This window comes from Pseudoalteromonas sp. J2K-J979, from assembly GCF_058169715.2.
Window position 1 is genome coordinate 298,851 of record NZ_CM200282.1, and the last position, 14,064, is coordinate 312,914.

The following is a 14,064-nucleotide window of genomic DNA, read 5'->3' on the forward strand; positions in this document are numbered from 1 at the left end:
CGCAATTTAAATAGCAAAAGACCTAAGCATGCTTAGGTCTTTTTTTATTGGAGCACATACTTTTAATCAGTTTACCAGTATGGTAAGTGTTTATTTCAAAATAGTTAATCGTTGCTCAAGCGTAGCAATGGTATTCATTAACTCTTGATATTGCTGTGACGTGAGCGCGGCTAATAGGCTGCTTTCCCAAGCTTTGGCTAATGGCACTAACTCTTGATACAGTACCAAACCTTGTTCACTGAGACTTAACACACTGGCGCGCTTATCGGTGCTGTCGGGTTGTTTAATCACATACTCTTTTTCTTGCAAGATTTTAAGCGTGCGCGATACCGTCGATTTATCCATTGCCGCACACTCTCCAAGCTCTTTCGCGTTACTGGCAGGTCGCTGGGCTAAATTAACTAAAATGCGCCATTCGGGAATACTGAGTTGGTATTGTTGTTGATACACCTTAGCGAATGTTTCACTAACGTGACTGGTTAATTGGCTTAAGCGGTAAGGTAAAAAAGACTGTAAGTCTAAGGTTTCAGTGTTCATTGGACTCATGGACGCCGTTCTTCATTTTTTATTGAGCGACAGTAGCATTTGCCAACGCCATTGCCAAACCCTTTACTTGTAACTAATCACAACGATTCCAAAACGCTCGTTTTTACAACTGTTTACATTCTCAAAATGATATTAATGAGAGTTATTATCAATAAGATAGAGCAATTCAGTCTGTTATTATCCCTTTTATTGCACAACTTTTACTTTATTTAACAATCAAGATCGGTACTATGCCCACCATCGAAAAAATGACAGCGATGTCAGTAACGTGTAGTAACATAAAATATGATAAAAATTAATCACCTTCTGGGCAAATTGCTGATCCCTACCAAACTAAGGTTAAGTGTTATACTGGCTTGCCTGATTATCATTGGCACGCAACTCTCTGCCGCCTTCAAACTCAAAGACAGTATTATGTATGAGCGCCAGCAAAAAGCCCAATACTTAATTACTGCCCTCACCTCGCAAATCAATGCGATTGCCCGACAATACGATAAAACAGTAATAGAGAAGCAACAAAAAGTTCGCGATTTACTCAACCAAACGCGTTATGGCGACTCGGGTTATTTTTTCCTGTTTGATGAGACTGGCAAGATGATCACTCACCCAATCAAACCCGCACTCAATGAGCAATCGATGGTCAATCATCACAAACCCTTTATCTCTCAAGCATTTCGTCAATTTGTAAATATCGCTAACCAACAAGGCGAAGGCTTTGTCAGTTATCAATGGCCAAAGCCTGGCTCAAATGAACAAGAGCGCAAGTCCTCATTTATTTACAAGCTCAACCATTGGGGATGGGCGATAGGCACAGGGATTTATTACGCTGATGTGGAAGAACAATTTAATAACAGTGTGATCTCCATCCTCATAGAGGCAATGTTATACATCTTTTTATTGGTAGTGGTGTCTAATTTAATCGCACGCAATATTATCAAACCACTCAATAAACTGACCCAAACTATGACGCTCATTGAAGAACAAAAAGATCTCACCATCGCACTCAAAACAGCAGGTAAAGATGAGCTCACTATGATGGCCAAAGCTTTTAATGCCATGACACAACATTTTCGCTCTGTGCTGCATACCATAACCGGTAATACCCACTCATTAGCGTCTCAAGCTGAAGAATTAGCCTGTATCACTAGTCAAATTCAGACAGGTATCATTGAACAAAATCATGGCACAGAAGCTATTTCAAAGAAAATTGCAGACTTAGATAACTCAGCCAAACAGGTGTTAGACCAAACTCACTGCGCGCTCAATAATGCCCAACACAGCGCCAAACTGACACAAGATGGCTTAACGCAACTCAATGACAATGTTACAGCTATTCGTCAAGTCGCCGACACTGTAGGCCAAGCACAGCAAACTGTTGTCAAACTTCAAAATTCTTCAGAACAAATTGGTGAAGTGCTCAACGTTATCAAACAAGTGGCAGACCAAACTAACTTGCTGGCGCTCAATGCCGCAATTGAAGCGGCAAGAGCTGGCGAGCAGGGCCGCGGGTTTGCCGTTGTCGCAGATGAAGTGCGCTCTTTGGCCATGCGTACTCAACAATCAACCGATGATATTCAAACCATTATTAGTCAATTACAAGCCGGTGTTAGTAATATGGTCACTCAAATGGATCACAGCCAAAAAGCGGCGTTAACCGGGATTGCCATTAGTGAACAAGGAGAAGTCACCCTGCAACACATCGATCGGGCGGTACGCGAAATGAGTAATATCAACACCGACATTGCAACCGCGAGCACACAACAAACGCTCGCAATTTCTGATATCGCCAATGAGATGCTACTGATTGCCACCATCGCAAAGCAGACCGAAGCAGGCGCGGCTCATACTCAAGAAGCAAGCATCGAGCTGAGTGAAATGTCACATAAGCTCAGTCAGTTAGTCAATGAGTTCAAAGTCTAAGTACTTGAAAGGTATTCATTTATATAAAGTGCAGATTGGATAATTAAAAAATGTTGCTGGTCAGCCTTGAATATACTCTCACGTGAGAGTATATTCAAATCATCTTGACACTCACAGATGAGCCATAGCATGACAGAACTCAATTATATGACCGGATTTGGTAACGAATTCGAAACAGAAGCCTTACCTGGTGCCCTGCCTGTTGGCCAGTTTAGTCCACAAAAAGTAAAATACGATTTATATGCTGAACAGTTTAATGTCACTGCCTTTACTGCACCACGTGCTGATAATCGCCGTAATTGGTTTTATCGTATTCGCCCTTCTGTGATCCAAGGCGATTATCAGGCCATCGATAACGGCTTAATTCGCACCGCCCCAATCACTGAAGCCATCACACCGCCGACCATGTTCCGTTGGGATCCGGTTGCTATTCCAAGCGAAAAAACAGACTTCATCGATGGTTTAAAAACCATGGCTGCCAACGGCAGTGCCCAAGGTCAGGCAGGAGTGGGTATTCATGTTTATGTAGCCAATCAATCGATGCAGGGGCGCTACTTTTACAATGCCGATGGCGAACTGCTGTTCGTGCCTCAGCTTGGTGCGCTGGTGCTGCATACAGAATGTGGCAAGCTGGCGATTAAACCGGGTGAAATTGCCGTGATCCCACGGGGAATTAAATTCAAAGTCGAACTACTCGATGACACCGCCCGTGGTTATATTTGTGAAAACTACGGCAACCCGTATGTTTTAGCAGAACGAGGTCCTGTCGGTGCCAATGGCTATGCCAATGATCGAGACTTCCAATACCCAGTTGCGTCATTTGAAGATATTGAAGGTGAGTTTGAACTGGTAGCTAAATTTAATGGCAATTTATTCCGTTGTGATATTGGCCACTCACCGCTTGATGTGGTTGCGTGGACAGGAAACAGCGCCCCTTACAAATACGATTTAAGCCGTTTTTGTACCATGAACACAGTCAGTTTTGATCATCCTGATCCGTCTATTTTTACCGTATTGACCTCACCATCGGGTACGCCTGGCGTAGCAAACCTAGACTTTGTTGTGTTTCCACCGCGCTGGATGGTGGCAGAAAACACCTTTAGACCACCGTATTATCACCGTAATATCATGAGTGAATTCATGGGCTTAATTGAAGGGGTTTACGATGCCAAAGAAAAAGGATTTGTACCAGGAGGCATGAGTTTACATAACTGCATGTCGCCTCATGGCCCAGAAGCCGATGTATTTGAAAAAGCCTCCAATGCTGAGCTTAAACCACAACGTTACGAAAACACCATGGCCTTTATGTTCGAATCGCGTTATGTTATTTCGCCAACTAAATTCGCACTTGAAGGCGACCACTTACAAAAAGATTACGCCAAGTGCTGGCAAAAAATCGAAAAGAAATTCACTGGTCAGGCATAAGGGTTAGACATGAAACTTTACAGCTATTTTCGCTCATCTGCAGCATATCGCGTACGTATTGCGTTAAATTTAAAGGATATTGATCATGAGTTAATACCGGTTAATTTACTCAAATCAGAGCAGCAAGCTGACCAATATCTCGGAAAAAACCCACAAGGATTATTGCCGGCGATCGAAACTGAACAAGGTGTGCTGGCGCAATCGTTGGCGATTTTAGAGTGGCTTGAAGAAACTCAGCCCAATACGCCGTCATTGCTACCTGCCGATCCGTGGCAAAAAGCGCAAGTCCGTAATCTGTGTTATGCCATCGCGTGTGATATTCACCCTATTGATAATCTACGGGTATTAAAGTATTTAAGCAGCGAACTCGGTGCAAACGACGACACTAAAAATACTTGGTACCGTCATTGGATAGAAGTGGGTTTTGCTAAAATTGAAACCATGCTTGGCACTGGGCCATTTTGTTTTGGTGACGCACCTACCCTTGCAGATTTATGTTTAGTGCCACAAGTATTTAATGCGCACCGCTTTAAAGTCGATATGACGCAATTTCCAAAAATTGAAGCCATTTATCAGCACTGTAATACCTTACCAGCCTTTATTGACGCCGCACCCGAAAACCAAATCGACGCTCAGTAGGACTAATCTATATTTCAGATGTTACAAAAAGGGTTGCTGAAATAAGCAACCCTTTAAATACTATGTTACAGACAAATTATTCATTCTTTTTATCGTCTTAAACTTCTACTTATCAATCATTTTGCATTTTCATCAAATCAGTCAAGTCTTATAAATTAGTTACATCCTGTTTTGATAAATTAACATTAAGTGTCGTTGCTTCAGACAGCTGCACCCATTTTCTGTATGTTTCATGACCAGGGCTTGTAACTTCAATATCATAAGAGCCTTTTTTCAAAATTATGCCGTCTTGGTATTTAGGTTTGATATTCATAATCCTGATGCGAGCGTTTTGCGGGTTCGAAACTACCGTTAATTTAATCTCGTTATCGGCGATAATATTTTCGTTAAAAATTGATACCGCTTCAACTTTAGTTACCTCGATCGTTTCTTCTTGAGTTGTTTGACAACCCAACAAAAGTAAGAACAAAGCTAAAGAAAATAGATATTTCATTTATTACTCCTAATAAAAAATAATCTTCCTTGTGAGTTTTTCACAAATAAATGAGTAGTTAGTCTAAAGCATTTATTAAAAATACTAAATACCTAATATATAGAAGAAAAGAAAATATATTTTAGGTTTTGGCGGCTTGCTCAATCCACTGCTGTGCTAATACCCGCTTTTCAAAAAATTGAACTTCGGCTTCTAAAAACCAATTGCCTGCCTGGCTTAGAATACGCTGCCAGTCTGCACTACCATAAATTGCAACTTTGTGGAATTGAGCCCGATGGCGAACTCCAACGACGAAATCATGCCAAGCGGCAGTAGCTGTCCAACCATCAAATAGCGTGATATCGAGGAGAACATCGAACTGCGCTTTATTAGCGTGCGGGAAAAGCGAACAAAGCATAGGACTGATTAATTCATAATCGCTACAAGTTAACGTTCCAACAGCTTTAAAACTTAATAAAAAACGTTCTGAATTACGTTTTACACCAACTGTTAAACAATGATTATTAATCTTCATTGGTTACTCACCTTAAAGAAACGAGTCTTTAAAAGATAGTTGAGTAATCTGAATTTAAAAAATATAACTAATCATTAATAAATGTTGACTTGACCGACTAACACAAATCACCAGCTAATGCATCAAGGCGTTTAAAATACATTTTCATTTTAATTAAGCCTGATTCGATTTCAAATTGCTTAATGCTAGGGGTTTTAAGCTGTTCAACTCGATTAAAGTGATTATTAAACAAAGCTACAGTACCTTCGAAACCTTGAGGAACTGTTTCATTAACCAGTTTCAACAAAGTTAAAACTAGTGGCCATTGCTCATTGATTAGGTTTTCATCCTCTAACATAGTTGTCAGTAAATCGATTAATTGAGTACGATCTTCATTTTGCATATGAATTGTTCCATGTGTATCCAGATGTGGTATAACGCTCACGGCAAAAGTTGATTTTATCGTGAGCTCTCGACAAACTAAACGTAAAGCACTGATATTAATCTAAACCACTCAGCCCTTCTTTAGCTGCCCTGTAAACCGCGCCAAGTGTAGAGTCAAACACCCAACGGATAAAGCTAAATGAAAGCTCTGCAATTGTTGTCACTACTTTGCCTGCGAATACAAGCATATGCCCGAGTAAACCTAATGTTTGTGACGCAAACGAAGCCGACGCTTTTGCTATTTTATCAAGTGTACGCGCTAACATATCATAGAACGTTAATCCGGTACCCACAGCAGCTTGCGCAACAACGGCACTATAATAACCAGCATCTTTTAACAACGTAATAAGTGCTGCGCTTAATTTATCAGACCAATGAGCGCTGAAAGTCGCTTGATTCCTATCTTCGAAATTCAACCGAACGGGCGTACCTAAAAAGTGATTTGCTTGAACAGTTAAGCTCCCCCAGTCACTACTATTTGCGGTATTGACATAACCAGGTGTTCCTTCCATCTTATGAGCTGCCCCTTTCAGGCCTTCACCGTTATCTAAACGAATTTCTTGCCCGTTAAATGGCGCATGCGTAAATGGCCACAGTGGCACTTTAGTCACAGGATCTGCACCATGCGTACAACGATAAATTTTATCGATTCTTGAGGTTGCGGATCTGGCAAACCCTTCTAACCCCACCCGAGGTGAACCAAATGTATAAAGCTGCACTGGTAAAGAATATTCCGCTTTTATCCAATCGGCTGACAATGAAGCTAACGCTCCCCCTAAACTATGACCAACAATATGGACACAACCTGTCATCTTATCTCTTATATTTGCCGTTACAAACTCCTGTAAAGCTGGCTTCATGCTATAAAACGTTTTATTAAAGCCAGCATGGACCATTTTACCAGTAACCCCGCCACTTAGACCGAAGTGGGCATCAGTTAAGCCATCACGTAATGAGGCTGTACCGCGTATAGCAATTACGGAATCTCCCTTATAATTACCTTCGCCATGCCCGACTAAACCAAAACCAGTACTCAAACCAAATAAGTGGGAAAAGAAACCACCAGAAACTCCTTGAACAGAACTCGAATTAACAGAGAAATCAAAATTACCACGTAGCGAAGGGTGAAGCGTTCGATTAAGTAAACTGGTACTTTTGATATCTTTTGCTCTATAGGCTAATTCAGCCAGTTGAACTGCTTGTGTTGGTGTTAGTGTGTTCATATACATCCTTTTAATTGATTCTTAAATTTTGCATGTTGTATAAATAGTAAAAAAATGCTCAGGTGCTTCTTTAATTGGTATATCGTAAGTTTCAGGCTCTTCGGATATATCACAAACTAGTTGCTGCAATAGATTAGATAACGTCTCACTATCATGGAGCTTGGACACAATTACATACCATAAGATAATACCTTCAGGCGTCCCATCTTCTATATAAAGATGCTGAATGAGCGAATCGTTATCAAACATATTTGCTGGCTTTGTAGTTTTAATCACTTTCTTATCAAAAGTGAAATGACCATCCTTATCGGTTAATGCTTCATCAACATATTCATCGCCATAAGTCAGTGATCTCTTAACTGTAATACCGACTTGTGGCTTTCCATTACTTATTAATTTTCCCGATATTGGCGCCGATAAAACTAATTCTTGTTTTTTAGAAAAACCAAACATATCTGCAAAAACCTGTGTTGTTGTGAATAAAATACATAAAATGGCTGCTACCCAAATTACAACCGCTTTAAAGCTAAATATTTTCAATAGGTTACTCCTTTATCATTATTGAACTCACATCTACTTAAAAATTAATACAATAAGTTAAGATTCCGAGCTACACGTTCCAAAATAGAGAACTTTGAGTGAGTGCTTAATAACACACAATCCACATAGGACTTCTTCATTATTTTATTTATGTAAACAGTAAAATAGTCACCCAAAACGAATATCCTCATTCGTTTGAATATTTGTTATTGGAATAAAAACGCCTTTATTAGTCATCGTTTCACTGAGGCTTTTTAAACTTAGCTCTAAGCAATAAAAGCGGTATAAAATGTTTTACCAATGACACTAATCCCTACTCCTATCATTAATATAAAAGCATAAAAAAGACCGACCGCACCTGCTGATGGGTCTGACTGAACATCCACTTTTAAACACATACTACACCCCCAAATATACAGGGTGATATGAATGATAAGGCTCGACCAATAGTGCACAGAGAATAATGCTGATACCCCCGTTATCGCCGCACTGAACATCAATAAATAACCATGATTATCATCAGTTAAGCCAAGCTTAGGTAGACGTTTTAAGATAAAAACCATCAACATGAGAACACTAAAGCACTGTGTAGGCCAATATTCAGCTACGATCTCGAGGTTCATTTTCTAAGCCTTCACTTTAAGTCAACAGCTCATCCATTATTTAACATACCGGCCGTCGATTAAAAACCGTGGCAGTGAGTCACTTTCAACACTGACCTCATTACCCATGTCATGCCACATACACGCCATACCAAGTAGTTGTAAGGGTAAGAATGACTCCACCGGCACCCTATCAGGGCCGTTTTCATTAATATAATATTGCTCTTGTATCCGAAGGTTCTTCGCCAATGTGTCGTTAAAGTCATACCCGACATCAGTGGTCAGTGCTGCGAAGGTTTCTAAATAACCCATACCAATACTAAGTGACCAATCATCACCATCTGCTGACAGCTCTTTCGTGGTGTTGATTAAACGTTTTGGATAATCAGCAGCTCGGTGGTGGTAAGCTTGAAACACTTCAACCAAACTGTATAAAACAGGATCAGCCTGAGTGGCACTTTGTTTCATAATAGACACCGGAAAATCCGCTAAACTGTCCTGACTTTCAGTGTCACGTGTAATCACGGCTAAAAAATACGCCTCCAACCACTGACCTGGATGAGCACGACCAGCTTCTAACATACCTTGACCATTCCAGGTCACTTCGGGTAAATCATATATCTTAAACGTCAGGTCTTGCTCGGGCTGCATAGCTAACTGCAAAAAGGCCGCATACATTTTTGATGCATACCGTAGCCCTGTCGCCGATTCTGTTTCGATTTCAGGGGTTTGGGTTTCCCAAGTGAGCCAACGAGAAAAACCAATATATAGTTCTGAAAAGCTTAATAAACTATCCCTTCTTTTTAATATATTTAGAGGAATTTTCTTTATTCTTCTCTTTGAAGGTTCTAGCCACTCATCCAACGGTATAATTTCAAATTTAGGTTTATGACTTCTTTCTACTTTCATTTGTTATCCTATATATTTTGATGAACCAATATCAAATTCTGAAATTTTGACCTCACTCACAGCAGAGCCAGTACTTGTTTTAGTAATAGGGGTTTCAATATGTAAATATTTAACATCATTTCCATCGTCAATTGCCTCTTTTATGGCAAATGCTGCAGCCCTATCAGTTTTGCCATTTACCTGCTCATTTTTCTCCATACTTTTGGTAATCGCTTCCGCATATTCGGGCGTGCCTTGCTGGTAATCAAATTTACCAATTTGTTTTTTACACAACGGGCTTTTGCCGCCTTTGGCCTCAACAATAATCACATCGCCGTTCGCATTTTGATACACCATATCAAAATTACCTGATACCGACGTCGACTCATCTAAACAGCTTGGGTGAATGCGCTCATACCCAGGGTACGTGGCAGTAACAGCCATGTCGGCCGCTTTTTCGCCTATTTTGGCTGATTGTGCATTCACTTTCGGGATTTGCTTATTGTATCCGTCGGTCTTGCGCGCAAACTTGTCCCGCTCGTTCATGGCCTCATCACGCGCGTCACGCTCTGGTTGTAACGCTTCTTTTTCTTCCGGCTTCAATAGATACGTTGTTTCTGAGTTTTCTTTCTTTTTAGCCGTCACCAATGTTCTGGCTGTATTTTCTTTAATGCGCCCTTTACTCGCCCATTCTTCATTTACCACTCTGCCGTCGAATTCGTGCATACCCGCAAATTCTTCGGTTGAAAGCTCCATTTCTTTGGTTTCCTCCCCTATCTTGCGGCGAATCGTAATGGTGTTGTTAACCTCATCCATACTCTCGGCTGTATAGACATAATTTAACTTATTCACTCCATCTGGTTTTTGAACTTTTAATTTACCTTCTGGGTCAGTTATAGGGGCACTATCTATGGCACTTTTTAATATTTTATCTTTGGTCGCTTGGTCAATACCATTACCGACTAATGTGCCTAGCATGGCTGATAACTTGTCTTGCCCTTCTTTACATAACAAGCCCCATGGGTCAATCCAATTCACTGGGTTGGGGGCATATTGATAATGGTTAATACCGCCTACTAAGCCAATTGGGTCTTGATTAATAAAACGCTGCTGACTGGGGTCGTAGTAGCGATAGTGGTTATAATGCAGCTGACTTTCGGTATCGAAATATTGCCCCGCAAAACGAATTGGGTTACTAAGTAGCGACGTTATCCCACAAGTCTTGTTATCACTTGTCTTATTTGAATCAGGCATAGAGTCGACACAAATGTTTAAACGTGTAGCTGATGCTGTACCACGTTGAGGCTCACCAAAAGCATTGTTGTCATTTTGCCAAACAATGTGCCCCTGTTGATCACTCAAGTATTGGGCTGTATCCAATTGATCCACGTGGTAATAATAGACCTCTTGCCCTTTTATCAACGCGACAGGCGTAAACGTACCAGGTATAAAGACATACCAAATAAAGTGATTCTGTGTGTATTCACCGAGTAGCTGGCTCCCTTGTACATAGGGGCTAGACCAAATAAAGTCTGTGTGTTCAGCCTCTGTGGTTTTGCTTACGCGCCGCCCAAAGGCATCGTAGTGGTAATGACATAACTGACCATTGTGGTTCACTTGAGTCAGTTGGTTTAAACCATCAAACTGGCGTTGCTGGTCAAGCCCTGCACCCCAACTACGAGTTTGGTTACCACTGTCATCATAAAAATAGTCACAACCCGAGGCATGTAATAAACGGTCTTGGTTAACCTTGACGGTGTCATGCGAAGCTTGAGTGACTGTTCGAGTGACATTTTCTGTTGGGCGCAGCGGTGTTTTTACTGTCTCGGCTTGGGGCGAGTGAGGCGACATAGGGTTGCCAAATGCATCCCAATGATACCCTTGCTCAAATTGTTTATTTGAGTCTAATTGGCCTGACAACTCATCAAAAGGATGCGTTGAAAAACACTGCTCTTTAACTAATTGACTGAGCTCATTGTAACTAAAGTGGCGAGTCTCGCTATATTGCTGGCTAGGGCAATCGGGGCTCAGTGATGTGTGTTCGCTGTCACTTAAAACTTGAGTCAATCGATGACTACTGTCGTATTGGTAACGACGATTGAGCAATAACGTTGCAGGCTTTTGCCACTGTTGCTCAGCCAATCGCCCAAAAGCATCGAAATGTTGGTTTAAACACACGCCATTACCCAGCTGTGCGCGGGATAATTGGCCACTGAGGGTGTAGTGATATTGTGCCAGAGATATACACTGCGTTTGGCCCGCAGCCGATGAGTTAAACCGAATTTCATTAACCCGTCCTTGGGTATCGTAATCATACTCTAAGTGTAAATCTGCGCCCGACTCTGATGCATTTGACTCAACTTGGAGTCCAACACATTGCCCCAAATTATTATAGCGATAACGTACATGCCCAGTGTTGTGATTAAGTTGACTTATTTGGCCGTTCTTATGGTAGCTTAAGTTAATATGGCTATCGCCATTAAATGCTTTGATCACGCGATTGAGGGCATCGTATTGATAGTGATTTTGAACACTCTGACTGTGTCCTTGATCGTCTATCGCAACCGCTTGTTGACTCGTTACTCGTCCGGCTAGATCTCGCTTAAGTTTGACGTAACGTCGACCACTATCAGACACCGAGATTAATTGGTGACAAGAGTCATATTCAAAGACTTGCTCTCGCCCATCAAATCCAATTAGTTTTATTGGGTTTTCTTGACCATCGTATTGGAGGTGAAAGTGTGCTCCATCACTGCGCTCAATGCCCGTTAGATTCCGTTCCCGATCATAATGATACGCTAGCCAACTACCATCGGGCATAACAGCAGCCGCAGGTTGTGCTAGACCTTCAAATTCGTATCGAGTGATGTGTCCTAAGGGATCTTCGATACTCACTAACCGCCCAGCTTCATCATAATGGAAAAAAGTTTTAGCTACGGTTTGCAGCCCTGGCTCGACTGTTTTTTGACTGGCTTGATGTGATTGGCTTTGACAAATGATTAAGCCTTTATCATTGCGCGTAAACTGTGTTAACAGACCATCTGCATTTAAGGTTGCCGATAAACGACCAAGTTCATCGTAACTAAAACGGGTAAGTTGCTCACCTTTTTGAACAGCGAGCAAATCGCCATGTTTATCACGATGATAACGTGACACTATACCTTGGCGGTTAACTTCATGGTTTAAATTGCCAAAATCATCATATTTGTATGTGTGTGAAGTACCATCTGGAAATTCAATGGCGAGTAAGCGACCAATAGCGTCAAATCGTCGCTCTGTTTTTTGCCCAAGAGGATCAACTGTTAACACTCGCTGGCCAAATCGGTTATAACCATACTGAGTTTTTGCACCTAATGAGTCTATGACACTGACTAACTGCCCCAGGTGATTGTAAGCAAAATATGTGGTTGCTCCATTCGCCGCTACAATGTGGGTTTTTTGCCCATATTGATTGTATTGGTAACGAGTTTGATTTCCTAATGTGTCAATATAACAACTCAGTAGACCTGCACTATTGTGGTAAAAAGTTTCGATTTTACCAAAGCTATCTTGGCAAGTTGTGTGATCTTCATGATACTCAAAACGATAATGATAATGCCCGTCATCCCCCCATTGCTTAACACATTTTGCCTGTTGATTTTCACCTTGCCATTCAAAATGGTGGCTAAAACCTGAAGCTCGTGTTCTTTTTAATAATAAATTATGAGCCGAATAATAATAATGCTCTGTACTTTGCTGAGCATCAGTCGCACTGATCAATTGATTCGCATCATTATAGGTATAAGTAGCTAAAGGTTGCTTCGAGACCTGACGCGTGCCTTTGTCATCAAGGACATACCCTCTGATGGCAATTAAGTGCTTATTTTTATATTGTAAAAGTATTCCTCGCGTTTGGCTGCAGGTAACACGAGCAAGGCGATATTGATCATCGTAAAATAAGCCGATATAAACGCCTTTATGATCCGTAATACTTTCAAGTAACCAATTTTCATCGACTTTTTTGAACGCATAATGACTATCGTCGGGCTTAATTAAAATTTGACGCCCATCGGCTTGATGATGAAGTGACCAACCAGAAGAAAGCTGATAGCAGGTCTGCCCTCGTTTTACCATATCAAAGGCGTGTGCACGACCTTCTTCATCAATCAATTCCAACCAATATGTACCTGGTTGCTTTGGCCCCACTTTAGGTGGGGGGGTAAATTTACTGAGTAATTGAAGTGAAAAGCTATGCCGCCAACCAAACCCTAAACCTAAATTAACCAAACTTTTAGATGAGCGATATAAACGATGCCAATTGAGCATTAATAGCCCAGAAAGCTCAAAGTCTGTAAGTTTGAGAATTTCTTCACCGGTCAGCATCGATACCGGATCTGAACGACATTCTTGCTGATCAATAGGCACATCTGTGGTCGTTTTATTTTCACTGGCACCTGAATGTACCGTGTTGTTATCTGCTTGACCATGGCTGGACTTAGCAAGAGCAGGTTGGTTTTTACTCGAACTTGCTGATTCTGGCGTCGCTGTTTGTGTACTTGTATGTAGGTTCGCTTTTTCAATTTCTGCAAAAGCACTAATTTTTTTATAGGCTAATGCAGTGGTTAATTGCCCTGCAATAGCGCGTGCATCAAGCCCAGCACTTTGACCTAATTGTAATAAAATAGCACGAGCTGCACCTAATGCATTTGGATCCCGAGCAAAATGAGGAGCTATTTCAGTTACCAATTGTTGGGCAGCAACTTGAGACTGAATTTTAACGGATGAAAAACCTTGTGGTGTACGTCCCCCAGATAGTGACAGCTGAATATGACGATTGCGTCCATGAAAATTAAAACGTTGTAATTCCATTTT

Annotated in this window: 12 protein-coding genes; 3 read left to right on the forward strand and 9 right to left on the reverse strand. The window is 41.2% G+C overall.

Annotation, left to right across the window (positions count from 1 at the left end; genetic code table 11):
* Positions 1-90: 90 nt before the first annotated feature.
* Positions 91-546: a MarR family winged helix-turn-helix transcriptional regulator gene (locus tag AC3KVK_RS17805; RefSeq protein WP_490310309.1), complete on the reverse strand. Its 456-nt coding sequence runs from the start codon at positions 544-546 to the stop codon at positions 91-93.
* Positions 547-831: 285 nt separating this feature from the next.
* Here AC3KVK_RS17805 and AC3KVK_RS17810 point away from each other — a divergent pair, with 285 nt between their 5' ends.
* The 3 genes from AC3KVK_RS17810 to maiA all read left to right on the forward strand — a co-directional run bounded on the left by AC3KVK_RS17810 (position 832) and on the right by maiA (position 4,530).
* The gene (locus tag AC3KVK_RS17810; protein WP_490310308.1) at positions 832-2,466 is read left to right on the forward strand and encodes a methyl-accepting chemotaxis protein; all 1,635 of its coding nucleotides are present in this window, start codon (positions 832-834) and stop codon (positions 2,464-2,466) included.
* A gap of 129 nt (positions 2,467-2,595) precedes the next feature.
* On the forward strand, positions 2,596-3,891 hold the full coding sequence (hmgA, locus tag AC3KVK_RS17815) for a homogentisate 1,2-dioxygenase (protein WP_490310307.1): 1,296 nt from the start codon (positions 2,596-2,598) through the stop codon (positions 3,889-3,891).
* A gap of 9 nt (positions 3,892-3,900) precedes the next feature.
* Positions 3,901-4,530 carry a maleylacetoacetate isomerase gene (gene maiA / locus AC3KVK_RS17820; RefSeq protein WP_490310306.1) on the forward strand — a complete coding sequence of 210 codons (630 nt, stop codon included), beginning with the start codon at positions 3,901-3,903 and terminating at the stop codon, positions 4,528-4,530.
* 148 nt (positions 4,531-4,678) lie between these two features.
* Here maiA and AC3KVK_RS17825 read toward each other — a convergent pair whose 3' ends face one another.
* The 8 genes from AC3KVK_RS17825 to AC3KVK_RS17860 all read right to left on the reverse strand — a co-directional run bounded on the left by AC3KVK_RS17825 (position 4,679) and on the right by AC3KVK_RS17860 (position 14,061).
* The gene (locus AC3KVK_RS17825) at positions 4,679-5,023 is read right to left on the reverse strand and encodes a PEGA domain-containing protein (protein ID WP_490310305.1); all 345 of its coding nucleotides are present in this window, start codon (positions 5,021-5,023) and stop codon (positions 4,679-4,681) included.
* Between the two features lie 121 nt (positions 5,024-5,144).
* Positions 5,145-5,537 carry a SpoIIAA family protein gene (locus AC3KVK_RS17830; RefSeq protein ID WP_490310304.1) on the reverse strand — a complete coding sequence of 131 codons (393 nt, stop codon included), beginning with the start codon at positions 5,535-5,537 and terminating at the stop codon, positions 5,145-5,147.
* Between the two features lie 97 nt (positions 5,538-5,634).
* Positions 5,635-5,919, reverse strand: a complete 285-nt coding sequence (locus tag AC3KVK_RS17835) for a hypothetical protein (RefSeq protein ID WP_490310303.1) — start codon at positions 5,917-5,919, stop codon at positions 5,635-5,637.
* 97 nt (positions 5,920-6,016) lie between these two features.
* Positions 6,017-7,183 (reverse strand): lipase family protein, encoded by a 1,167-nt coding sequence (locus AC3KVK_RS17840; protein ID WP_490310302.1) that lies wholly within the window; start codon positions 7,181-7,183, stop codon positions 6,017-6,019.
* 21 nt (positions 7,184-7,204) lie between these two features.
* A complete protein-coding gene (locus AC3KVK_RS17845) occupies positions 7,205-7,723 on the reverse strand; it encodes a DUF6795 domain-containing protein (RefSeq protein ID WP_490310301.1) in 519 nt (172 codons plus the stop codon).
* Positions 7,724-7,989: 266 nt separating this feature from the next.
* On the reverse strand, positions 7,990-8,346 hold the full coding sequence (locus tag AC3KVK_RS17850) for a hypothetical protein (RefSeq protein ID WP_490310300.1): 357 nt from the start codon (positions 8,344-8,346) through the stop codon (positions 7,990-7,992).
* 36 nt (positions 8,347-8,382) lie between these two features.
* A complete protein-coding gene (locus AC3KVK_RS17855; RefSeq protein ID WP_490310299.1) occupies positions 8,383-9,234 on the reverse strand; it encodes an immunity 49 family protein in 852 nt (283 codons plus the stop codon).
* 3 nt (positions 9,235-9,237) lie between these two features.
* On the reverse strand, positions 9,238-14,061 hold the full coding sequence (locus AC3KVK_RS17860; protein WP_490310298.1) for an RHS repeat-associated core domain-containing protein: 4,824 nt from the start codon (positions 14,059-14,061) through the stop codon (positions 9,238-9,240).
* Positions 14,062-14,064: the final 3 nt, after the last annotated feature.